The 20,990-nt window shown below is 70.5% G+C and carries 21 protein-coding genes and 1 pseudogene; 15 read left to right on the top strand and 7 right to left on the bottom strand.

From position 1 onward, the window contains the following. Both PMI01_RS16820 and PMI01_RS16815 read left to right on the top strand, forming a co-directional pair. Positions 1-217 (top strand): annotated as a pseudogene (locus PMI01_RS16820) (RluA family pseudouridine synthase); the annotation flags it as partial. A gap of 20 nt (positions 218-237) precedes the next feature. Next, positions 238-738, top strand: a complete 501-nt coding sequence (locus PMI01_RS16815; protein ID WP_007671510.1) for a CC0125/CC1285 family lipoprotein — start codon at positions 238-240, stop codon at positions 736-738. Between the two features lie 10 nt (positions 739-748). On the opposite strand, the gene PMI01_RS16810 is transcribed toward PMI01_RS16815, so the two are convergent. Next, a complete protein-coding gene (locus PMI01_RS16810) occupies positions 749-1,993 on the bottom strand; it encodes a hypothetical protein (RefSeq protein ID WP_007671509.1) in 1,245 nt (414 codons plus the stop codon). A 346-nt stretch (positions 1,994-2,339) separates the two neighbouring features. Here PMI01_RS16810 and crcB point away from each other — a divergent pair, with 346 nt between their 5' ends. Together crcB and PMI01_RS16800 are read left to right on the top strand one after the other, a co-directional pair. Further along, complete coding sequence (gene crcB / locus PMI01_RS16805) at positions 2,340-2,726, top strand: fluoride efflux transporter CrcB (protein WP_007671508.1); 387 nt, start codon at positions 2,340-2,342, stop codon at positions 2,724-2,726. Beyond that, positions 2,723-3,712: an RluA family pseudouridine synthase gene (locus tag PMI01_RS16800; protein ID WP_007671507.1), complete on the top strand. Its 990-nt coding sequence runs from the start codon at positions 2,723-2,725 to the stop codon at positions 3,710-3,712. Before crcB ends, PMI01_RS16800 begins: the two co-directional genes overlap by 4 nt. Positions 3,713-3,843: 131 nt before the next feature. Here PMI01_RS16800 and PMI01_RS16795 read toward each other — a convergent pair whose 3' ends face one another. After that, entirely contained in the window at positions 3,844-5,073 is a 1,230-nt protein-coding gene (locus PMI01_RS16795) for a DUF1501 domain-containing protein (RefSeq protein ID WP_007671506.1), read from the bottom strand. Beyond that, entirely contained in the window at positions 5,070-6,467 is a 1,398-nt protein-coding gene (locus PMI01_RS16790) for a DUF1800 domain-containing protein (protein WP_007671504.1), read from the bottom strand. The genes PMI01_RS16795 and PMI01_RS16790 overlap by 4 nt, the downstream gene beginning before the upstream one ends. A gap of 91 nt (positions 6,468-6,558) precedes the next feature. Between PMI01_RS16790 and PMI01_RS16785 the strand changes: the two genes are divergently transcribed. The 3 genes from PMI01_RS16785 (at position 6,559) to PMI01_RS16775 (ending at position 9,459) form a co-directional block, all read left to right on the top strand. Continuing rightward, positions 6,559-7,284, top strand: a complete 726-nt coding sequence (locus tag PMI01_RS16785; protein ID WP_007671502.1) for an ATP12 family chaperone protein — start codon at positions 6,559-6,561, stop codon at positions 7,282-7,284. Positions 7,285-7,433: 149 nt separating this feature from the next. Then, positions 7,434-8,966 (top strand): acyl-CoA carboxylase subunit beta, encoded by a 1,533-nt coding sequence (locus PMI01_RS16780; RefSeq protein WP_007671500.1) that lies wholly within the window; start codon positions 7,434-7,436, stop codon positions 8,964-8,966. A gap of 97 nt (positions 8,967-9,063) precedes the next feature. Next, a complete protein-coding gene (locus PMI01_RS16775) occupies positions 9,064-9,459 on the top strand; it encodes a hypothetical protein (protein ID WP_007671499.1) in 396 nt (131 codons plus the stop codon). Between the two features lie 9 nt (positions 9,460-9,468). Here PMI01_RS16775 and PMI01_RS16770 read toward each other — a convergent pair whose 3' ends face one another. Then, the gene (locus tag PMI01_RS16770; protein ID WP_007671496.1) at positions 9,469-10,308 is read right to left on the bottom strand and encodes an RsiV family protein; all 840 of its coding nucleotides are present in this window, start codon (positions 10,306-10,308) and stop codon (positions 9,469-9,471) included. 137 nt (positions 10,309-10,445) lie between these two features. Between PMI01_RS16770 and PMI01_RS16765 the strand changes: the two genes are divergently transcribed. From PMI01_RS16765 to PMI01_RS16745, 5 genes are all read left to right on the top strand, one after another. Then, a complete protein-coding gene (locus PMI01_RS16765; protein WP_007671494.1) occupies positions 10,446-10,970 on the top strand; it encodes a hypothetical protein in 525 nt (174 codons plus the stop codon). Between the two features lie 100 nt (positions 10,971-11,070). Next, complete coding sequence (locus PMI01_RS16760) at positions 11,071-11,964, top strand: polyprenyl synthetase family protein (RefSeq protein ID WP_007671493.1); 894 nt, start codon at positions 11,071-11,073, stop codon at positions 11,962-11,964. Continuing rightward, positions 11,961-12,902 carry an ABC transporter ATP-binding protein gene (locus PMI01_RS16755; protein WP_007671491.1) on the top strand — a complete coding sequence of 314 codons (942 nt, stop codon included), beginning with the start codon at positions 11,961-11,963 and terminating at the stop codon, positions 12,900-12,902. Before PMI01_RS16760 ends, PMI01_RS16755 begins: the two co-directional genes overlap by 4 nt. After that, positions 12,899-14,107 (top strand): ABC transporter permease, encoded by a 1,209-nt coding sequence (locus PMI01_RS16750; RefSeq protein WP_007671490.1) that lies wholly within the window; start codon positions 12,899-12,901, stop codon positions 14,105-14,107. The genes PMI01_RS16755 and PMI01_RS16750 overlap by 4 nt, the downstream gene beginning before the upstream one ends. Positions 14,108-14,114: 7 nt before the next feature. Next, a complete protein-coding gene (locus PMI01_RS16745) occupies positions 14,115-14,588 on the top strand; it encodes a sterol desaturase family protein (RefSeq protein ID WP_007671489.1) in 474 nt (157 codons plus the stop codon). Positions 14,589-14,722: 134 nt separating this feature from the next. Here PMI01_RS16745 and PMI01_RS16740 read toward each other — a convergent pair whose 3' ends face one another. From PMI01_RS16740 to crtY, 3 genes are read right to left on the bottom strand one after another with little or no spacing between them, the layout of a single operon-like run. Next, complete coding sequence (locus PMI01_RS16740) at positions 14,723-15,655, bottom strand: phytoene/squalene synthase family protein (protein ID WP_007671488.1); 933 nt, start codon at positions 15,653-15,655, stop codon at positions 14,723-14,725. Beyond that, positions 15,656-17,176: a phytoene desaturase gene (locus PMI01_RS16735; RefSeq protein WP_007671487.1), complete on the bottom strand. Its 1,521-nt coding sequence runs from the start codon at positions 17,174-17,176 to the stop codon at positions 15,656-15,658. After that, positions 17,173-18,360: a lycopene beta-cyclase CrtY gene (gene crtY / locus PMI01_RS16730; RefSeq protein ID WP_007671486.1), complete on the bottom strand. Its 1,188-nt coding sequence runs from the start codon at positions 18,358-18,360 to the stop codon at positions 17,173-17,175. The genes PMI01_RS16735 and crtY overlap by 4 nt, the downstream gene beginning before the upstream one ends. Positions 18,361-18,469: 109 nt before the next feature. Between crtY and folD the strand changes: the two genes are divergently transcribed. The 3 genes from folD to PMI01_RS16715 form a co-directional block, all read left to right on the top strand. Continuing rightward, positions 18,470-19,366, top strand: a complete 897-nt coding sequence (folD, locus tag PMI01_RS16725) for a bifunctional methylenetetrahydrofolate dehydrogenase/methenyltetrahydrofolate cyclohydrolase FolD (protein WP_007671485.1) — start codon at positions 18,470-18,472, stop codon at positions 19,364-19,366. After that, positions 19,366-19,722 (top strand): c-type cytochrome, encoded by a 357-nt coding sequence (locus tag PMI01_RS16720; protein ID WP_007671482.1) that lies wholly within the window; start codon positions 19,366-19,368, stop codon positions 19,720-19,722. The genes folD and PMI01_RS16720 overlap by 1 nt, the downstream gene beginning before the upstream one ends. 14 nt (positions 19,723-19,736) lie before the next feature. Further along, the coding region (locus PMI01_RS16715; RefSeq protein WP_007671480.1) for a D-arabinono-1,4-lactone oxidase at positions 19,737-20,990 on the top strand (1,254 nt) is incomplete at its 3' end.

The raw sequence follows: 20,990 nt of genomic DNA, 5'->3' as shown, positions 1-20,990 counted from the left end.
CCCCCCCAGCCGCTACGGCGGGGCCTTGATGCTGGGCGGCGCGCCCGTGCCGCGCCTGATGCTGCACGCCGCCAGCCTGGTCTTCCCGCACCCGGAGGGCGGCGAGCGGCGGATCAGCGCGCCGATCCCGGACGACATGCGCGCGATTCTGGATAAGCTGGGCCTTGCCGTTCCAGATCGGCAGGGGCCGGAACGCGAGCGGCCGGACGCCCGTTAAGCCTGGCAGGAGATGTTGTCATGAAGCCGCTGATCGCCCTGGCCTTTTCCGCCGCCCTGTTGAGCGCCTGCGCCACCGCCGCCCCGACCCTCTACGGCCCGCAGACCGCGCCGCGCGCGGCGGGCTATTCCGAATACCGGTTGGAGAGCGGCCGCTACCGCGTGACCTTCCAGGGCAATCCCGGCGCGCCGGTCAACCAGGTGTCGGACTACGCGCTGCTGCGCTCGGCCGAGCTGGCGCTGCGCGACGGCTACGACTGGTTCCGCGTCGCCGACCGGGTGACCCAGTCGACCGGCCAGGGCCGGGGTTCGACCCTGTCGATCGGCGGCGGTTCGGGCAGCTACGGCCGCAGGAGCTCTGTCGGGGTGGGGCTGGGCACCAGCTTCAACCTCGGTCCCGGTCCCGCCGTCAGCAGCTCGATGGAAGTGGTGTTCGGCAAGGGCGCCAAGCCGAACGACCGCGACGTCTACGACGCCCGCGACATCGTCCGGACCGTGGGACACGGCCGGGCGGCGATCTGAACCTTCCGAGCTACCCGACCGCCTTCTTGGCGGCGGTCGCCGGGATCGGGTGCGAAGCCCGCAGCGCCGCGTGGGTCAGGCCCGCCGTCTCGGCGGCGGCGAAATAGCCCTCGGCGGGCAGGCCCTGCAGGGCGACCATCGGGGCCAGGCCCTTGGCGTCGCGGCCGAAGGCCATGATCTCGGCGGCGATTTTCTCGGCCGGGCCGGACAGGTCGCTGGCGTCGAGGGTCAGGCCGGCCAGGCGGGCGTCGCGCAGCACCCGCAGCGCTTCCTTCTCGGGCGGCACCCGGGCGATGACGCCGCGCGTCAGGGCCTTGAGCAGGCCGACCACTTCCAGCAGGCGGCCGGCGGGCGTGCCGCGCGTGACGTCGACCAGCTCCATCATCACCCCGCCGCGCAACAGGGCCAGGGACAGGCCGCTGGTGCCGGTCAGCATGTCGCGGCCGCGCTGGGTGCCCAGGGTGCGGAACGAGGCCGGCACGATCAGGTCGGGACGGTCATGGCCCTGCGAGGCGCGGGCGAAGACGGCGGCGAACTTCAGGGCCGCCTCGTCGATGAAGGCGGCGTCGCGGTCGGGCAGGCGCGAGACGGCGCGGGCGCTGATCTGCTTGCCCGAGCCCAGGTGGGTGACGACCGGCTCGATGCGCACGGCCGTGGCCACGTTGCGGCGCAGGCTGATCATGTGCTCGAGGGTGAAGTCGACGCGCAGGGCCGCGCCGCCGCCGGTGGTGAAGGCCACCGGGGTGCGGCGGGTCTCTTCCAGCGGATCGATGTCGAAACGGATGGGCGAGCGCATCGAGTCGCGGCGGGCCCGGGCGGCCAGGACCACCGCGGCGTCGATGGGGCGGCAGACGACGCCGGTCGCCTCGACGCCGATCACGGCGCGCACGCCCAGGTCGGACGGCTCGGCCGCGCCCAGCAGGTGGGTCAGCACGTCTTCGAGAATGCGCACGCTGGTGGCCTGGGCCGCCAGGCCCTGGTCGTTGTTCATCGCGATCAGGAAGTCGTCCTCGCCGATCCGGGCGCGCAGGTCGGCGCGGTCCAGGTGTTCGGCCAGCTTGCGCTCGACATAGGTCCAGACATCGACACGCTTCTTGTCCCACCAGTCGCCGGCCCAGCGGCGGATCGCCTTGGTGCTGATGATGTTGACCGAGCCACGGGCGATCAAATCCGACCCCGCCAGCCTTTGGAGCACGGGGGCGCTGAGCGCCAGGCGCTCGTTGCGGTCGTCGTTCTGGCTCGTATCGAAGGGCATGTTCGCCTTGGCGCGTGAGGAGACTCGAACATGCCCTTCATACGCTTAACGGTCGGTGCAAGAATACAGTTTCCAAACGCGGTTACCGCAAGTCGCTCAAGGCTTAAGCACGCCTCTACAGTACAGCTTAGTCTGCGGTTTACTTGGGCGCGGGGAGAGTTCGGGCGGAGTATAGAGCGCGAAAATCAGTCAATCCGGCGGGTCCGAGGCCTGACGCCGGGCCTGGGCCGTTAAGGGTGTTGTCGGCGATTCCGCTGAAGGCGCCGACGGGCCACGCCGATGTGACCGGAGTGGCGGCGATCCGACCGACTTGGCGTTCGGGCCCGCGCGGCGCATAAGGGGCCCAATGACCAAACTCTTCCTCGTAGCCGCCGGTGGCGCCCTCGGCGCCGTCGCCCGATATCTGGTGGGCGTGCAAAGCCTCCGCCTGTTCGGGTTCAACTGGCCCTACGGCACCTTCATCGTCAATCTGACGGGCGGGTTGCTGATGGGAGCGTTGGTTTCCTGGCTCGCCCACCGCGGCGACGCCAATCAGGAGCAATGGCGCATCCTGCTTGGGGTCGGCGTGTTGGGCGGCTTCACCACCTTTTCGGCCTTTTCGCTGGAGACCGCGCTGATGATCGAGAAGCGCGCCTACGCCCAGGCCTTTACCTATACGACCGCCAGCGTGATCCTGTCCGTGGCGGCTGTTTTCGCGGGCCTCTTGATCGCCCGCAGGATTTTCGCGGCATGAAAGAAGTACGTACGCTCTATGTGGACAACGGCGAGGACGGCGTCCGCCTGGACCGCTGGTTCAAGCGCCGCTGGCCGCATCTGAACCACATCCAGCTCAACAAGCTGTTCCGCTCTGGCCAGGTGCGGGTCGACGGCTCGCGGGCCAAGGCCGACACCAAGCTGGCGGCTGGGGCGCAGATCCGCGTGCCGCCGCTGCCCGACGCCCCCGACCCGAACGAGAAGCTGGCCCTGTCCAAGCGCGACATCGCCTTCGCCAAGTCGCTGGTGCTGTACGAGGACGAGGAAGTCCTGGCGCTGAACAAGCCCGCCGGCCTGGCCGTGCAGGGCGGCACCAAGACCACCCACCACATCGACAAGCTGCTCAGCGCCTGGGGCGAGGGCGTCAACCGGCCCAAGCTGGTCCACCGCCTGGACCGCGACACCTCCGGCGTGCTGCTGCTGGGCAAGACCCCCGGCGCGGCGGCCAAGTTGTCGGGCGCCTTCGCCCGGCGTCGCGCCCAGAAGACCTACTGGGCCATCGTCGCCGGCAACCCGCACCCGACCGAGGGCGTGATCGAGCTGCACCTTGCGAAGCGGGGCGTCGGCGACCGCGAACTGGTCGTGCCGGCCGAACCCAAGGATCCGGACGCCCAGCCGGCCGAGACCGAATTCGTCTCGATCAGCCGGGCCGGCCCACGCGTCACCTGGATGGCCCTGCGCCCGCACACCGGCCGCACTCACCAGCTGCGCGCCCACATGAAGGCCATCGGCCACCCGATCCTCGGCGACCCCAAATATAGCGACGAGAAGGCGCTGCAATTGTCGGAGGGCCTGAAGCTGCAACTTCACGCCCGCTCGATCCTGCTGCCTCACCCGACGGTCGGCACCCTGGCCATCGAGGCGCCGCTGAGCCCCGAGATGAAGGCCGGCTTCGCCAAGTTCGGCTTCTCGGAAGACGAGGCCGAGTACGACCCGTTCGCGCGGCGGCAGGTGAAGCGGCGGTAGGGCGGCGACCCACTTGCCCCCTACGGGCCTTCGGCCGTCTTCCCCCATAGGGGGAAGAGCCTAGAGCGCGAGGCTCCGCCCCCTATGGGGGCGGACAGACCGCGAAGCGGTCAGGTGGGGGCAAGGGCGAGCTAAACCAACCCCGTCACCATCTCCGCCGCCGCGCTGTCGGGAAACACCGTCCCCTCCAGCGCCGCGCGCTCGACGCCCATGTGCTCGCCCAGCACGCCCTTGAACAGGCCGCGCAGGTCCAGGCTGGGCGTCACGTCGCGGTTCTCGAACAGCGCCGTCTGTTTCAGGGTCGGCCAGTCGCCGATGATGCCGCCTTTCTTCAGCCCGCCGCCCAGCACCAGGGCGGTCGAGCCCGTGCCGTGGTCGGTGCCGCCGGTGCCGTTGACGCGGGCGGTGCGGCCGAACTCGGTGGCGACCACCACCACGGTGTCGCTCCATTCCGCGCCCAGCCCGCTGTTCAGCCCGTCGAGCATGGCGTCGAGATAGGACAGGCGGGTGTTGAGCTGGCCGACCTGGCCGGCGTGGGTGTCCCAGCCGTCCAGCGAGATGGCCGCGATGCGCGGGCCGCTGGGTTGGATCATGAAGCCGCCCAAGGTCGCGCCCAGGGTTCGCGCGGTCTCGCGGCCTTGCTTGGGGTTGGCGGCGACCGGGGCCATGGACGCCTTGTCGGTCGAGGCCGGAATGATCTTGGAAGCCGGGGGCGGCGTCGCCGCCTGGGCCATGGCCTCGGTCTCCAGGCCGCGCGCGAAGGCCGGGCCCATCAGCGGGTCGGTTCGGTAGAGGTCCTGCAACAGGGTCGGCAGGCGGGCAGTCTCGTCGACGCCTGGACCGGGCGACCAACTGGCCGCCTGGACCTTGCCGCGCAGGATCAACGGGGCGGTGGCGCCGACCGACAGGCCCTCGATCTTCCGGGGTCCCATCACCTCCAGCGTCCGGTTCAGCCAGCCGGAACCGACGCCGTAGACCTGGGCGGCGCCGGTCTCCAGAACGTCCTGGGCCTCGAAGTGCGAGCGGGCCCGGTCGGGGCTGGCGATGGCCGGGGCGATACGGGCCTGACCCTTCAGCGCCAGGGCGTGCACCGAGGTCAGGGCCGGATGCAGGGCGAAGGTTCCGTCCAGATTCAGCGCCTGGTCGGCGGGCACGGCCACATCGCCGCGCAGGGCGGCGTAGTCGGGATCGCCGATCGGCGGGCTGACGGTCAGGCCGTCCATGCCGCCCCGGCAGATCACCACCACCATCTTGCGTTTCGACAGCGGGCCGTCGGCGGCGGCGAAGGCCGATCCGCCCAGGAAGCTGACCGAAAGACCGATGCCGGCCAGCAGGGACCGGCGAGAGGGGCGCGCGTTCATCGGCGTTGGAACTCCGGACTCATCAGCAACAGGGCCATGGCCTCGCGGCGGGTCTCGGCCCGGGCCACGGCCTTGGCGACGGGCGGGGTGAGACGGGCGCCCAGGGTCGACTGGGCGAAGTCGACGGGGTCGAGGCGGTCGGCCGCCTGGGCCGCGAAGGCCTCGCTGAACCGCAGGCGCTTGATCAGGGCGTCGGGCGCGCACCAGACCTGGGCCTCCTCCGGCCAGCCCTTGGGCGAGGGGGCCGAGAACGGCTTCTGACCCAGGCCGGTCAACACCGGCGCCAGCTTGCCGATCGCCTGGGGCTGGCCGCCGACCGAGCGCCAGGTCGAGATCGCGAACTCGTACGGCGTCTTGAACTTGGCGGGGGCGGGGTCCCAGGCCTCGGGCGCGGTGACCAGCGTGCGGGCCAGATCGTCGAGCCGGCCGCCGCTGTCGCTGAAGCTGCGCTCCAGTCGGGCCACCAGGGCCGGGGGCGGGTCATCGCCGACGAAATGGACGGCCAGCTTGGTCGCGACGTGGCGGGCGGTCTGGGAACCGGCGGCCAGGTCGCGCATCACGGCCAGGGCCTGGGCCTGGCCGCCCTGGCCGTAGCGCCGACCCATCACCGTCCGCGCGCCGGGTTCGTGGGCGTTGTCGCGGAACAGGAACTGGAAGGCGTGTTCCTCCTGCGGCCGGCCGATGCTGAAGCCGGTCATGGCCCGGGCGAACTCGGTGACGTCGGTCTGGCTGTAGCCGGCCTCGACGCCGACCGTGTGCAGTTCCATGATCTCGCGGGCCAGGTTCTCGTTGAGGCCGGCTCCCTTCGCCCGCAGCTTCGTGGAGGCGCCCGCCCTGCTGTCGGGACCGATGGATTGGGCCTGGTCCAGATAGAGCAGCATGGCCGGGTGGGTGGACGAGGCGACCAGCAGGTCCTCGAAGCGGCCGAACACGTGCGGGCGGATGGCCTCCTGCTCGAACGGCCCGATCACCGTGCCGGTGACCTGCTTGGTGGCCGAGACGGTGAAGTGGTTGGCCCAGAACAGCGCCCAGCGCTCGCGAAACGCGGCGTCCGTGGTCGAGGCCAACTGGGCGCGGGCCAGGAAGTCGCCGCCCGTGTCGTCGCGCAGCATCTTCCTGGCGTCCTTGATCGGATCGGACTTGGGGTCGCCGCCCGTCACGCTCGCGGCGGCCTTCGCGTCGCGCTTCTGCATCTGGTAGTCCCGGAAGTCGGACAGCCGCTGGGCCGAGCTTTCGGCGTCGGCCTGCGGCTGGTCGGCGCCCTGGGGGCGGATCTGAGCGGTCAGGAAGCCGCGCGGGTCGCTTCGCGCCGCCGCGATCTCGCCGGGCCGCGCGCCGAGGCCAAAGCGGGTGACGGCGATGGCGGCCATCATGTCGGTCGGAGGCAGGCTCAAGCCGTCTCTCCCTTGCGTCGTGGGCGTTGTTTGCCCATTCAACGCGTTGGACGCGTTTCTTTGATGTCCGGATTGAAAAGAAGATCACGCCTTGGCCGACAAGCCCGACCTGCTGCATCGCCCCCGCCGGTTCTACAAGGCCGCGACCACCGCGCCTCACGAGGGTGGTTTCGCCGTGCTGCTGGACGGCCGCACGCCCAAGTCGCCGGCCAAGGCGCCGCTGGTCCTGCCCACCCAGGCCCTGGCCCAGCTGGTCGCCGACGAGTGGGAAGCCCAGGTCGAGGTCATCGACTCCACGGCGATGCCGGCCACCCGCCTGGCCTTCACCGCCATCGACCGCATCCGCGAGACCCGCGCCGAAGTCGCCGCCGAGGTCGCGGCTTATGCCGGTTCCGACTTGCTCTGTTACTGGGCCGATCACCCGACCCCGCTGGTCGAGCGCCAGAAGCGCGACTGGGGCGGCATGCTGGACTGGGCCCGGGTCGAGCTGGGCCTGAACCTGCAGCCGGTCAGCGGCGTCATCCACACGGCCCAGCCGCCGGCCGCCCTGGCGTCCGTCGAGGCCCTGGCCCTGACCATGGACGACTTCACCCTGGCCGGCGTGGCCTATGGCGCGGGCCTGCTGGGCTCGACCGTACTGTCGCTGGCGCTGCGGGCCGGGACGGTGACCGGCCAACGGGCCCTGGACCTGTCGCGGCTGGAGGAGACCTTCCAGGCCGAGACCTGGGGCCAGGACGCCGAGGCTGTCGCCCGCGCCCAGGCCCTGGCCGTCGAGGCCGGGGTGCTGGAGCAATGGTTCGCGGCGCTACGGCGCTGAGAACCATCGCCGTTTACGTCCCGGCGGACCTGGCCTGGCGTGTTGCTGCACTGCCGCAACGGATGCCTTGCCACGGAGGGCTCGCGCCATTAGGCGTCGGTCCATAAGGTAGGGAATTCTACCCAGTAGAAGAGCAGGGGAGCGTCCGCGTGCAGCACATTCTCGAGGAACTGGATCGTCGTCGCGCGCAGGCGCGGGCCGGCGGCGGCGAGAAGCGGGTGGCCGCCCAGCACGCCAAGGGCAAGCTGACGGCGCGCGAGCGCATCGACCTGCTGCTGGACGAAGGCTCGTTCGAGGAGTTCGACATGTTCGTCGAGCATCGCGGCGTCGAGTTCGGCATGGCCGAGCAGAAGGTGCCCGGCGACGGCGTCGTCACCGGCTGGGGCACCATCAACGGCAAGGTGGTCTACGTCTTCTCCAAGGACTTCACGGTGTTCGGCGGCTCGCTGTCGGGCGCCCACGCGGCCAAGATCGTCAAGGTCCAGCGCCAGGCGATGAAGGTCGGGGCGCCGATCATTGGCCTGTTCGACGCCGGCGGGGCGCGCATCCAGGAGGGCGTCGACAGCCTGGCCGGCTATGCCGACATCTTCCTCGAGAACGTCATGGCCTCGGGGGTGGTGCCGCAGATCAGCGTGATCATGGGCCCGTGCGCCGGCGGCGACGTCTATTCGCCGGCCATGACCGACTTCATCTTCATGGTGAAGGACACCAGCTATATGTTCGTGACCGGTCCCGACGTGGTCAAGACCGTCACCAACGAGGTGGTCACCGCCGAGGAGCTGGGCGGGGCCCGGGTGCACGCCAGCAAGTCGGGCGTCGCCGAGGGGGCGTTCGAGAACGACCTGGAAGCCCTGACCCAGGTGCGGCGCCTGATCGACTTCCTGCCGTCGTCCAACCGCGAGACCGCCCCCGAGCGCGAGAGCTTCGATGAGGCCTATCGCGAGGAGCCCAGCCTCGACAGCCTGATCCCCAGCGATCCGGGCAAGCCCTACGACATGAAGGAGCTGATCCTCAAGATCGTAGACGAGGCCGATTTCTTCGAGATCAGCAGCGAATGGGCCAAGAACATCGTCTGCGGCTTCGCCCGCATGGACGGCGAGAGCGTCGGCATCGTCGCCAACCAGCCTCAGGTGCTGGCCGGCGTGCTGGACATCGACAGCAGCCGCAAGGCGGCCCGCTTCGTGCGGTTCTGCGACGCCTTCAACATCCCGATCATCACCCTGGTGGATGTGCCCGGCTTCATGCCCGGCACCAAGCAGGAGTACGGCGGCCTGATCAAGCACGGCGCCAAGCTGCTGTTCGCCTATGCCGAGGCCACGGTGCCGAAGATCACCCTCATCACCCGCAAGGCCTATGGCGGGGCCTATGACGTGATGAGCTCCAAGCACCTGCGCGGCGATTTCAACTACGCCTGGCCGACCGCCGAGATCGCGGTGATGGGGGCCAAGGGCGCGGTCGAGATCATTTTCCGCCAGGAGGCCAAGGACCCGGTCGCCCTGGCCGCCCGCGAGGCCGAGTACAAGGCGCGCTTCGCCAACCCGTTCGTGGCCGCCAGCCGTGGCTATATCGACGACGTGATCATGCCGCACGGCACCCGCCGCCGCATCGTCCGGGCGCTGAAGAGCCTAAGGGGCAAGGAACTGACCAACCCCTGGAAGAAGCACGACAACATCCCGTTGTAGGACCATGTCCATGAAGCCGAGGCCCTGGTTCCTCGCGGTCGCTGGGTTGTCGATGCTCGGCGGGTGCGCGACGCGGGTCGGACCAGCGAGCCCGCCGATGAGCTGGGCCTATATCGCGCCTTCCAACGAGGAACCGGCACGGCTGGCCTATGGTGTCGACGACTCGGATGAAATCGGGATCGTCTTCATCTGCGACCGCGCCAAGGATCGGGTCGAGTTCATGATCCCGGCGGTCGAAGGTCCTGACGTCCCGGCGATGGAACTGCGCAGCGGTGGAGCTTCTCGGCGTTTCGAGGCGCTCGTGCCGGAAGAGCTCGATTTCGACGATTTCGTGCATTTCCGGGCCGACCGGCGAGATCCCGTGCTCGCGGCTTTCTCGGCGACGGGGAAGATCGCCTTGAATCCTTACGGAGGGTTCGTTTCACACGACGCTCGGACGTCCGCCGAGCAGGCCGCCGTCGCGATCTTCGCCAAGGTTTGCGGCCTGGGGTGATGCGAGCCGCTACTTCACCACATCCATGGTCACGCTCAGCGTCCCGTCCGGATTGCCCATCGACTTCGGCGCGCCACTGAACGCGCCGGCATAGGCCGGGGCCAGCAGGCCCTGGAAGGCCGAGACCGGGACGGTGACCTCGTAGTCGCCCTCGGCATAGGGGCCGACCACGTAGGGGTCGATGATCGCGGTCAGGCCGCCGACCTTGCCCGGCGTGGTCGAGGGGGCCAGGACCAGCACGGTTTCGGACCATTTGGGGCAGGCGAACATGTCGTTCAGCGGCACGGCGCCGTCGCGATGCGACTTGGCGGCGCCGACCGCGTCGCAGATCGCCTTGTCCAGCACCTTCATGTCGGCGTCGGGACGGAACAGGGCCTTGGTCTGGATCTCGCGGTTGCTGGCGGTGTCCCAGAGAAGGGCGGCGCCGCCATGGTTGGGATGGGCGCCGCCGGTGTCCTCGAACCACAGGGCGCGCAAGGCCACCAGCGGCGCGGCGTCGGCGCTCAGGAACCATTGGCTCTGCCGGCCATAGGCCCGCCAGGGATAGGAGCCGTCCGAGGCCTTGCGGTCGGTCTGGGCCTTGGCCGCGAAGGCCTTCAGGCCCGCGACCTCGCGGTCGTAGAGCAGGGCGTGCAGGGCGGGGAACCGGGCGATCTCGGCCGGCAGGCGCAGGGCGACCTTGGCGGCGTCGTCGGACTGGTCGAAGGTCAGGGGCCGCGCGGCCGCGGCCGGGGCTGGCGCGGCGGGCGCCGCCGGGGCGGCCGGAGCCTCGGGCGCCTTGGCCGGCTTGCGGTCGCAGGCGCCGAGCGCGGCGACCAGGGCGAGGACGGCGAGGGTAGGGGTCTTCATCAGGTTTCTCCAGGCAGCGCGTCACCCCGAACGCACAACCTGCCTTGCGCCGTCCGGATCGTCCATGGGGTGTGAAGCGTCGCCATTCGCGTCGAACGCGGCTACAGGGGCGTTGGACTGGATTTGAGGGACGGACGATGAAGCGCTGGGGACTTTGGCTGGTGCTGGGCGCGAGCGGCGCGGTGTTGGGGGCGTGCTCGACCGCGCCGCCGCCGATGGGCTTGACCGCCGGTCGGGCCGAGGGCGCGGCCCCGTCGCCGCCGGCCAACATGGTCTGGAACTATCGCGAGGGCCTCGGCGGCAAGGTCCGCCTGAGCTACGGCGTGCCCGACAGCGACATCGTCGGGATCATGTTCGACTGCCGCCGCCAGGCGCCGGCCGTCGGCTTCGTCACCGACCTTGAGAAGGGCAAGCCTGGCCCCGGCGCGGTGCGGTTCCGGTCCGCCAAGGCCGAGGGGCGCTACGTGGCGCGGCTGCAGCGCTCGGAGCTGACCGGCGGGTGGGACGCGATGGGCGAGATCCCGCTGGCCGACCCGGTGCTGGCCAGTTTCGAGAAGACCGGCGCGATCGCCCAGGTCGAGGATCAGGTCTACCCCCAGAACGCTCGCTCGGAGGCCGAGCGGGCCAACATCAAGCGGTTCTTCGGCTTCTGCCGGGGGTGAAGCCTCCCGGGAGAGGACCTTTGAGTTGACGCCCGTCGAGGGCGCCTTCAAATGAGCGGGCCCGCGTCGGGGCGAGAAGAACACGGTCGCAACTCGCGAGATGGACGACCACGCCGCTTTTCCGCAGAGATTTGAAGCCCTGCGCGTCGGCGTCGATCGGCGGCTGGCCGAACTCGCGCCACCCGTCGGCTCGGCGCCGGACCGCCTGGTCGAAGCGGTGCGCTACGCCCTGCTGGCGCCGGGAAAACGCTTTCGCCCGATGGTCACCCTGCTGGCCGCCGCCGAGTTCGGCGCGCCGGAGGGGGCGGCCCTGGACGCGGCCTGCGCCTTCGAGATGATCCACGCCGCCTCGCTGATCCTCGACGACCTGCCGTCGATGGACGACGCCGGCCTGCGCCGGGGCCTGCCGACCATCCACCGGGCCTTCGACGAGGCCACGGCGATCCTGGCCGGCGTCGGACTGCTGAACCAGGCCTATGCGGTGATCGCCGCCGACGCTGGCCTGCCGGGCCCGCTGCGCGCCGACCTGACCGCCCGCGCCGCCCAGGCGGTGGGGTTCTCCGGCCTGATCGCCGGCCAGGCCCGCGACCTGTTCGACCGCGACCGGTTGCGCGACCAGGCCACGCTGGACCGGTTGAACCACGAGAAGACCGGCGTCCTGATCATCGCCGCCGCCCAGGGCGGGGCGGCGATCGCCGGGGCGTCAGAGGCGGCGGTCGAGGCCGTCGGCCTGTTCGCCCGCCACATCGGCCTGGCCTTCCAGATCCGCGACGACCTGATCGACGCCCAGGGCTCGACCGAGGCGGCCGGCAAGGATGTCGGCAAGGACGCGGCCATGACCACGGTGGTTTCGACCCTGGGCCCGGCCGGCGCCCGCCAGGCGATGGAGGGTCACCTGGCCAGCGCCTCGAACGCCCTGGCCGGCGTCGGCCGCGGCGACTTGCTGGGCGCCTATGTCGGCGGCCTGTTCGCGGGGCGCAAGGCGGCGGCGTGAGTCCAGATCCCATTCTGACGGTAAGGGGCGCGGTCCACGCCTATGGCGGCAAGCCCGTGCTGCGCGACGTCGACCTGACCCTGCGTCCCGGCGAGATCTACGCCCTGCTGGGACCCAACGGGGCGGGCAAGACCACCCTGATCCGCACCATCTGCGGCCGCATCCGGCCCGACGGCGGGACGGTGCTGCTGAACGGCCGCGACCCGGCGCGGGTCCCGGCCGCCCGCGCCGGCCTGGGCCTGGTCCCGCAGGAGATCGCCCTCTATCCGAACCTGACGGTGGCCGAGAACCTCCAGACCTTCGCCGCCCTGGCCGGCACGCCGCGCAAGGCTGTGGCCGCCGCCGTGCGGCGCGCCCTGGAACTGACCCGCACGGTCGATCGCGCCCATGTGCCGATCAAGCAGCTGTCGGGCGGCTACCAGCGCCGCGCCAACATCGCCGCCGCGATCGTCCATGAACCATCCCTGCTGATCCTCGACGAGCCGACCGTCGGCGTCGACATCGACGCCCGCGAGGCGGTCGACGCGGTGATCCGGGGCCTGCGCGACCTGGGCGTCGCCGTGCTGATGACCACCCACGACCTGGAGCAGGCCGGGGCCTTGGCCGATCGGGTCGGGTTCCTGCGCGAAGGTCGGATGGTGCTGGAAGGCGAGCCCAAGGCGCTGGTCGCCGAAGCGTTCGGCGCCCAGATGGAGATCCTGGTCCACTTGGCCGCGGAGGCCGACCCCGCCGGCGAGGCCCGCCTGGCCGGGGAGGGGCTGGAGCGCACGCCCCGGTCGCTGGTCTGGTCGCGGCTCGACGCCGACGGCTACGCGGCCGCCGAGCGGCTGGACAAGCGCCTGCGCGCGGCCGGGCTGGCGCCGAACGAGATCCGGGTGCGCGAGCCGTCGCTGGCCAACCTGTTCACCCTGCTGGCCGAGCGGAAGCAGGCGGCATGAGCGCTCGCCTGCTGATGATCGTCGCCATGGTGCGGGTCATGGCGCTGGAGCTGTGGCGCGACCGCGGCGCGCTGGTCATGACCTTTCTGTTGCCGCCCCTGGTGTTCCTGATCTTCTCGTCGGTGTTCGCCGGCACGACGGGCGAGAACATCCAGCTGAAGCTGGCCGTGGCCGATGTGGCCCGGACCGAGGCCTCCGCCCGGCTGACGACGGCGCTGGTCAAGTCGCCCGACATCCGCGCCGAGCTCGTTTCTCCGTCCACGGACAGTGAGGTGCGCCGCCGGGTCAAGGCGGGACAGGCCGACGCCGGGCTGGTGATCCGCGCCGACCCGGCCGGGGCGGGCAAGCCGTTCCTGATCGTCGCCGATTCCAGCCGCGCCGTGGCCGCGCCCCTGACCCGGGCCAGGGTCCAGCAGGTGCTGGCCGCCGCCTTGCCCGATGTCGCCCTGCGCCGCACGGTCGACCAGGTCGCGCCGGCGCTGGGCCCGTTGACGCCCGCCCAGACCGCCCGGGTCGACGCCGCGGCGCGGGCCCTGCGCGAGGCTCCGCCCAGGACCGACACCGGCCTGTTCGTCCGCGAGGAGGTCAAGGACGTCAAGACCGGCGGCGGGGTGATCGCCTACTATGCCGGGGCGGTGATGATCCTGTTCGCTCTGTTCTCCGCCATGCAGGGCGCGCTGGGCCTGATGGAGGAGCGGCGCACCGGCGTCGCCGACCGCCTGCTGGCTGGGGTGGCGGGCATGGGGCCGGTGGTGACCGGCAAGTTCCTGTTCCTGGTCGGCCAGGGCGTCGTCCAGGCCGTGGCGATCTTCGCCACCGCCCAGTTCGTCTACGGCGTGGCGGTGGTCCAGCACGCGGCTCTGTGGCTGCCGACCACCCTGGCGGCCTGCGCCTGCGCGGCGGGTCTGGCGCTGGGCCTGGTGTCGATCTGCCGGACGCGTGACCAGGCCCAGATGCTGTCGACCTTCGTGATCCTGGTGCTGGCGGCGATCGGCGGAAGCATGGTGCCACGCTTCCTGATGCCGCCCTGGCTGCAACAGGTGGGCTGGTTCACCCCGCACGCCTGGGCCATCGAGGCCTATCAGGCCATCCTCTGGCGCGACGCCGGGGTCGGCGCGGTGTATAAGGCCTGGGGCGTGTTGGCGGCCATCGGCCTGGTCGGGCTTGGCCTGGCCCACGTGCTGGCCCGCCGGTTGCGACGGTAGGAGAACGATGCAGATCCTTGGCCTCGACCTGGCCCTGTTCCTGGCGGCCCTGGCCTTCATGGAAGGCTTCGCCTGGTTCACGCATCGCTACGTGATGCACGGCTTTCTGTGGGTATGGCACCGCTCGCACCACGAGCCGCGCACCGGGATGTTCGAGCTCAACGACCTGTTCGCGGTGGTGTTCGCCGCCCCGGCCATCGTGGCGATCTATTTCGGCGTGCATGGCATTCCGTGGCTGCTGCCGATCGGGCTGGGCGTCACGGCCTATGGGGCGATCTACGCGGTGTTCCACGACGGCATGGTGCACCAGCGGTTCAAGGTGCCGCTGGGCAAGTCGCGGTACTGGCGGCAGCTGATCCAGGCCCACCGGATTCATCACGCGGTGCATACGAAGGACGGGGCGGTGTCGTTCGGGTTCCTGCTGGCCCGGCCGGTGCGGGAGCTGAAGGCGAAGCTTAGGGAGCGGGGTGTGGGGGTTTAGGGCCACATCTTTTAAACCCGTCATCCCCCGCTTTATGCGGGGGACCCAAGCCGAGCTAACCGCGCGCGCTCTTCAACGTCGCTTGGGTCCCCCGAACAAGTCGGGGGATGACGACCTTGTTTTGAGCGAAAGCATCAAATCCTCGACCACATCCTTGGCCGTTCCGGCGCCGTCCCCCACCGATCCAAGGTCGCCGAGCGCAGCGCCACGACGCCGCCCTCCAGCGCCCGCCAGGCCTTCATCCGGCCGCTGACCACCACGCGCTCGTTCCAGGCCGTGTCGCCAGCCTTCACCACGTCCAGCCCGATCTGCCGATAGACCCCGCGCGCCGCGGCGATCGCCCAGGCCGAGCGGACCGGCAGGTCGCGCAGGCCCCAGCGGGCGGAGGCGTAGTAGGGCTCGGCGGCGTCCACCAGTCTCTTCGCGAGGATCGCCACGGCGCCGCGATGGGCCGGATCGGCCACCGCATCCTCTGGCACGCCCAGTTCGGCCAGCCAGTCGCCGGGCACATAGACCCGGCCGTTGCGGGCGTCCTCGACGATGTCGCGGGCGATGTTGGTCAGCTGGAAGCCCAGGCCCAGGTCCTGGGCGCGGCGCAGGGTGGGCAGGTCGTCCGGGCGGACGCCCATGACCAGGGCCATCATCGTCCCGACCACCCCGGCCACGCCCCAGCAGTATTCGAGCAGGTCTTCGAGCGTCCCGTATCGTCGCCCCGCCACGTCCATGGCGAAGCCGTCGATCATGTCCAGGGCGTAGCGCTCGGGGATGCCCCGGCGCAGGGCCACGGTCTGGAAGGCGGCGAACACCGGGTCGGTGGGCGTCTCGCCCGCCATCGCGGCGCGGGTCTGGGCGTAGAGCGCCTCCAGGCGCGCCGGGCCGTCGGCGACCGGGCTCATGCCGTGGCCCAGGGTCTGGCCATCGATCACGTCGTCGCAGTGGCGGCACCAGGCGTAGAGCATCTCGGCGTCGGCCCGGGTTTCGGCGTCGAACAGGGCGGCAGCGGCGGCGAAGCTCTTGCTGCCTTTCTGGATCGCCTCGCGGCTCTGGATTTCCAGCGTGTCGGTCATTCAGCCGCTCTCGTCGCCGCCGTCGATGAAGTCGTGGAACATCAGCCCGGCCGTCGCCTTGGCCGAACCGACCACGCCCGGAATGCCCGCGCCCGGGTGCGTGCCGGCCCCGACAAAATAGAGGTTTGGAATGACGTCGTCGCGGTTGTGGGTGCGGAAGAAGGCGCTCTGGGTCAGGATCGGCTCCAGCGAGAAGGCCGCGCCCTTCCAGGCGTTGAGGTCGGTCACGAAGTCGTCCGGGGTGATGAACCGGCAGGTGACCATGTCGGCGGTCAGGCCGGGGATGTAGTGCTTCTCCAGATAGGCCAGCACCTTGTCGCGATACCTGGGTCCCTCGACCGACCAGTCGATGCCGGCGGTCTTCAGGTTGGGCACCGGCGACAGGGCGTAGAAGGCCGAGCAGCCGTCCGGAGCCATCGACGGGTCGCTGGCGGTCGGATGGTGCAGGTACAGCGAGAAGTCGTCGGCCAGGCCGTCCTTGCCGTAGATCTCGCCGATCAGCTCGCGATAGCGATTGCCGAAGCAGATGGTGTGGTGGCGGATCTCGGGGTGGGTGGTCTTCAGGCCGAAATAGACCACGAACAGCGACGGGCTCCAGCGCTTGGCCTCCAGCGCCCTGCCGACCTTCTTGCCGCGCGGGTCATCGGCCAGCAGCGCCTTGTAGGTGTGCATGACGTCGGCGTTGGAGGCGACGGTGTCGAAGGCCTCGAACAGGCCGTCGTGGCGGACCACGCCGGTGACGCGGTCGGCCTTGGTGGTGATCTTCTGGATCGGCTGGCCCAGGTGGACCTGGCCGCCGAGGTCTTCGAACAGTTTCACCAGCGCCCGGACCAGGGCGTGGGTGCCGCCGCGCGGGAACCAGACGCCGCCGCGCCGCTCCAGGGCGTGGATCAGGGCGTAGATCGACGAGGTGGCGAACGGGCTGCCGCCGACCAGCAGGCTGTGGAACGACAGCGCCTGGCGCACGTGCTCGTCCTTCACGAAGCCGGCGACCTTGTCATAGACGCTGCGCCAGGCCTGCAGCTTCATCAGGGCCGGGGCGTTGGCGAGCATGGCGCCGAAATCGAGGAACGGCACGGCGCCCAGCTCGACATAGCCCTTCTGGTACAGCTCCTCGGAATAGGCGTGGAAGCGGCGGTAGCCCTCGACGTCGGCCGGGTTGCGGGCGGCGATCTGGCGGTCGAGGCCCTCCTGGTCGTTGACGTAGTCGAAGACGTCGCCGTCCTCCCAGACCAGGCGGTAGAAGGGATCGACCGGCAGCAGCTCGACATAGTCCTCGATCCGGCGGCCGCTGAGTTCGAACAGCTCCTTCAGGCAGTCGGGATCGGTGATCACCGTCGGGCCGGCGTCGAAGGTGAAGCCGTCGTCGTGCCAGACATAGGCCCGGCCGCCCGGCTTCTCGCGGCTTTCGAACACGGTGACGTCGAAGCCGCTGGATTGCAGACGGATGGCCAGGGCCAGGCCGCCGAACCCGGCGCCGATCACGGCGGCCTTGGGCTTGGGGGGCGTCGTGCTGGTCATGCGTCTTGTCCTCCGAACACCGAGCTCTCGCCGATGCATTTGATGGCCGCCGAGATCGGCACCGGCGGCTTGCCGATCAGGATCCGGACCTTGTCCCAGCGGGTCAGGCGGGCGGCGTAGAAGCGTTGGATCAGGCCGGGTGACAGGCGGTAGAACCGCTCCAGCACCCGGTAGCGCTGGTCGGGCGCGCAGGCCTTGAACAGCATGCGATTGAGCAGCCGCAGGAACCGCCGCCGCCGCCAGGTGGTCTTGGACCGCGCCTCGACGCAGGCCCGGACCGTGGCGCTGGTGATCTTGGGCAGGCCGGCGATGGCCTCGGCCATGCGGGCCGCGTCGGGCAGGGAATAGCCGGTGGTCGGCTGGAACAGGGCGGCGCGCAGGCCCACCTCGGCCACCTGCGAGCGGGCCCCTTTCCAGTAGGCGTCGATGTCGCCGCCCAGGGCGATGGGCAGGATGCCGTCCTCCTCACGCTCGACCTGCGCGATGGTCCAGCCCTGGGCCTTGGCGTAGGCGCCGATCGCCCGGCGCAGGCCGACGCGGTCGAGGGCGGGGCCGTCGCTGTAGCGGGTGTCCTCGATCAACAGGCGTGTCGGATCCAGCGGCAGGACATAGACGAAGCGGTAGCCGTCCTCCTGCGAGACCGTGGCGTCCATGATGATCGGTCGGGTCAGGCCGTGCGGCGCGGTCAGGCGCACGCCCTGGCCGACGAACTTCTGGTAGCCGAGGGCCAGGCTGCGGCTCTTGCGCGGGCCGCGGCCGTCGATCACCGCCCCGGCGACCAGGATCCGGCCGTCGGCCAGGGTGACCTGGTGCGGATTGACGTCGGTGACCGAGGCGCCCAGCCAGGCGTCGGCCCCCAGGGCGGCGCTGACCACCTGGTGCAGGCGTTGCGAGGTGATGGCCAGGTAGTCGGTGGCCAGTTCGCGCCGATGGCCCGGAAACCGCACCTCGTAGCCCGACCAGCGATGGACGATCAGCGGTCGCAGCCAGCCGGCCACGGCGGCGTCGACGTCGGTGGCGAAGTGGCACCAGGTGTGCTCGCCGCCGATCGTCGGGCCTTGCTCCAGCAGCACCACGCGCAGCGTCGGCCGCAGGCTTTTCAGCCGCAGGGCGATCAGGCCGTTGGCCAGTCCGCCGCCCACCAGGACGACGTCGGCGCGTTGGGATGCGGACGCGGAGACCATGGTTCGGCTCTAGCATGATTGGCGGACGGTAAAGCGACTTCCTGCGGCGGTTGGCGGATATTGCGTGCGGTCGATCCAGGGGCTAGGCACGCGCAAACAGGAGACGGCGATGTCGCAAGCCAGAATCATCGACGGCAAGGCCTTCGCGGCCCAGCTTCGCGAGAAGATCGCCGCCGAGGTCGCGGTGCTGAAGGCCGAGCATGGCCTGACGCCGGGCCTGGCCGTGGTGCTGGTCGGCGAGGACCCCGCCAGCCAGGTCTATGTGCGCAGCAAGGGCGAGCAGACCCTGGCCGCCGGCATGCATTCCGAAACTCACCGCCTGCCGGCCGACACCAGCCAGGCCGAGCTGCTGTCGCTGGTCGAGCGCCTCAACGACGACCCGGCGATCCACGGCGTACTGGTGCAGTTCCCGGTGCCCGACCACCTCAGCCAGGCCGCGATCGTCGCGGCGATCTCGCCCGACAAGGACGTCGACGGCCTGACCGTGACCAACGCCGGGCGCCTGGCCAGCGGCCTGCCGGCCCTGACCTCCTGCACCCCGGCCGGCTGCATGGTGCTGCTCAGGGACGTGGTCGGCGACCTGACGGGCAAGCGGGCGGTGGTGATCGGCCGCTCCAACCTGATGGGCAAGCCTATGGCCCAACTGCTGCTGGCCGCCGACTGCACGGTGACCATCGCCCATTCGCGCTCCAAGGACCTGCCGGGCATTTGCCGCGAGGCCGACATCCTGGTGGCGGCAGTGGGCCGGGCCGAGATGGTCAAGGGCGACTGGATCAAGCCGGGCGCCACGGTGATCGACGTCGGCATCAGCCGCTTCCCGTCGCGTGACCCCGTGGCGGCCGCGGCCGGCAAGACCCGTCTGGTGGGCGACGTGGCCTTCGACGAGGCCAAGGAAGTGGCCGGAGCGATCACGCCGGTGCCGGGCGGGGTGGGGCCGATGACCATCGCCATGCTGCTGGCCAACACCGTCAGCGCCGCCAAGCGCCTGAACGGGATCGCCGAATAGTGCGGGTTCTGGTCGCCCTGGTCCTTGTCGCGGGCCTGGCGGCCTGTTCCAAGCCGGTCCCGCCCGCGCCGACCCCGGAGCAGGCCCTGGCGCTGGCGCCGGCCGATCCGCATCTCGCGACGCTCTACGGCGAGTCCTGCAAGGCCTGCCACGCCATCCCCGGCACGGGCGCGCCGCTGGTCCACGACCGCAAGGCCTGGGACCCGCGCTGGAAGCAGGGCGAGGCCGTGCTGCTCGACCACAGTATCCAGGGTTTCCAGGCCATGCCGGCCGGCGGACAGTGCGTCGCTTGCAACCCGGACGATTTCAAAGCTCTCATACGCTTCATGGCGGGGCGCGAAGACCCCGCGACATAGGGGTGGGGGCGCGCATGAAGGTCTCGAGACGCGGGGCGCTGCTGGCCGGAGGCTTTGGCCTCGGCGCGGCGGCGGTCGGCGGCGGCTATGCGGTCGCCACCCACGACAAGCCCGAGCCGCCGGCCCCGCCGACCACCGACGCCGAGGGCCATCTGCTGTGGCGCAACTGGTCGGGCGTGCAGCACGCCTATCCCTCGGCCCGCCTCGCGCCGAAGACCGAGGCGGAGCTGGTCGTCGCCCTGAAGACCGCCGTCGCGCCGATCCGGCCGGTGGGCGCGGGGCACTCGTTCACCGCCCTGGCCCCGACCAGCGGAAGCCTGGTGTCGCTGGACGCCCTGTCGGGGATCATCGCCTGGGAGGGCGACGAGGCGGTGGTCGCGGCCGGCACGCGGCTGGGCGCGCTGGGTCCGGCCCTGGCCAGGAACGGCCGGGCCATGGCCAACCTGCCCGACATCAACAAGCAATCCCTGGCCGGGGCGCTGGGCACCGGCACCCATGGCACGGGCATTGGGCTGAAGGCCCTGCACGGCGACGTCACCGCCCTGCGCCTGGTCACGCCCCAGGGCCAGGTGATCGACTGCGACGAAACGCGGCAGTCCGACATCTTCCAGGCCGCCAAGGTCTCGCTGGGCAGCCTGGGCGTCATCACCCAGGCGCGACTGAAGACGATCCCCAACCGCCGGATCGAGCGCAATGTCTGGATCGAGCCGTTCGAGGACGCCCTGGCCCAGGCCGAGACGCGCTGGGCCAAGCACCGCAACTACGAGTTCTACGCCGTGCCGTTCACGGGCCTGGCCGTCGCTATCAGCCATGACGAGACCGACAAGCCGGCCCTGGCGCGTGGGCCGGACCAGGACACCGTCTTCCTCGACGCCCTCAAGGGCCTGCGCAACCTGCTGGGCTTCTCGACCCCGCTGCGCAAGACCGCCGCCCGCGCCCTGCTGGCCGGCGCCAAGCCCGAGCGGGCGATCGACGAGGGCTGGAAGCTGCTGTCCACCGAGCGTCCGGTGCGGTTCAACGAGATGGAGTTCCACTTGCCGGCCGGGGTTCAGCTGAAGGCCCTGGCGGAGGTGGTGGCGACCATCGAGAAGCACCGCCCCGACGTGTTTTTCCCGATCGAGGCCCGCCGCATCGCCCCCGACGACGCCTGGCTGTCGCCCTTTCAGGGCGAACCCCGGGGCTCGATCGCCGTCCACGCCTACTACAAGGACGAGTTCGCCTTCCTCTACACCCTGATCGAACCGATCTTCCGCCGCTACGGCGGGCGG

This window comes from Caulobacter sp. AP07 (assembly GCF_000281955.1).
Taxonomy (GTDB): Bacteria; Pseudomonadota; Alphaproteobacteria; order Caulobacterales; family Caulobacteraceae; genus Caulobacter.
Note: the sequence above shows the minus strand (reverse complement) of the source record. Positions and strands in the feature narration are given on the sequence as shown.

What these genes read in the sequence shown, in the direction of transcription:
- PMI01_RS16800 (WP_007671507.1), top strand. Translation starts at nt 2,723, where the DNA reads ATGAAAGAAGTACGTACGCTCTATGTGGACAACGGCGAGGACGGCGTC.
- PMI01_RS16735 (WP_007671487.1), bottom strand. Translation starts at nt 17,176, where the DNA reads ATGACCAGCACGACGCCCCCCAAGCCCAAGGCCGCCGTGATCGGCGCC.
- PMI01_RS16815 (WP_007671510.1), top strand. Translation starts at nt 238, where the DNA reads ATGAAGCCGCTGATCGCCCTGGCCTTTTCCGCCGCCCTGTTGAGCGCC.
- PMI01_RS16775 (WP_007671499.1), top strand. Translation starts at nt 9,064, where the DNA reads ATGAGCTGGGCCTATATCGCGCCTTCCAACGAGGAACCGGCACGGCTG.
- PMI01_RS16760 (WP_007671493.1), top strand. Translation starts at nt 11,071, where the DNA reads ATGGACGACCACGCCGCTTTTCCGCAGAGATTTGAAGCCCTGCGCGTC.
- crtY (WP_007671486.1), bottom strand. Translation starts at nt 18,360, where the DNA reads ATGGTCTCCGCGTCCGCATCCCAACGCGCCGACGTCGTCCTGGTGGGC.
- folD (WP_007671485.1), top strand. Translation starts at nt 18,470, where the DNA reads ATGTCGCAAGCCAGAATCATCGACGGCAAGGCCTTCGCGGCCCAGCTT.
- PMI01_RS16795 (WP_007671506.1), bottom strand. Translation starts at nt 5,073, where the DNA reads ATGAACGCGCGCCCCTCTCGCCGGTCCCTGCTGGCCGGCATCGGTCTT.
- PMI01_RS16810 (WP_007671509.1), bottom strand. Translation starts at nt 1,993, where the DNA reads ATGCCCTTCGATACGAGCCAGAACGACGACCGCAACGAGCGCCTGGCG.
- PMI01_RS16740 (WP_007671488.1), bottom strand. Translation starts at nt 15,655, where the DNA reads ATGACCGACACGCTGGAAATCCAGAGCCGCGAGGCGATCCAGAAAGGC.
- PMI01_RS16745 (WP_007671489.1), top strand. Translation starts at nt 14,115, where the DNA reads ATGCAGATCCTTGGCCTCGACCTGGCCCTGTTCCTGGCGGCCCTGGCC.
- PMI01_RS16750 (WP_007671490.1), top strand. Translation starts at nt 12,899, where the DNA reads ATGAGCGCTCGCCTGCTGATGATCGTCGCCATGGTGCGGGTCATGGCG.
- crcB (WP_007671508.1), top strand. Translation starts at nt 2,340, where the DNA reads ATGACCAAACTCTTCCTCGTAGCCGCCGGTGGCGCCCTCGGCGCCGTC.
- PMI01_RS16770 (WP_007671496.1), bottom strand. Translation starts at nt 10,308, where the DNA reads ATGAAGACCCCTACCCTCGCCGTCCTCGCCCTGGTCGCCGCGCTCGGC.
- PMI01_RS16765 (WP_007671494.1), top strand. Translation starts at nt 10,446, where the DNA reads ATGAAGCGCTGGGGACTTTGGCTGGTGCTGGGCGCGAGCGGCGCGGTG.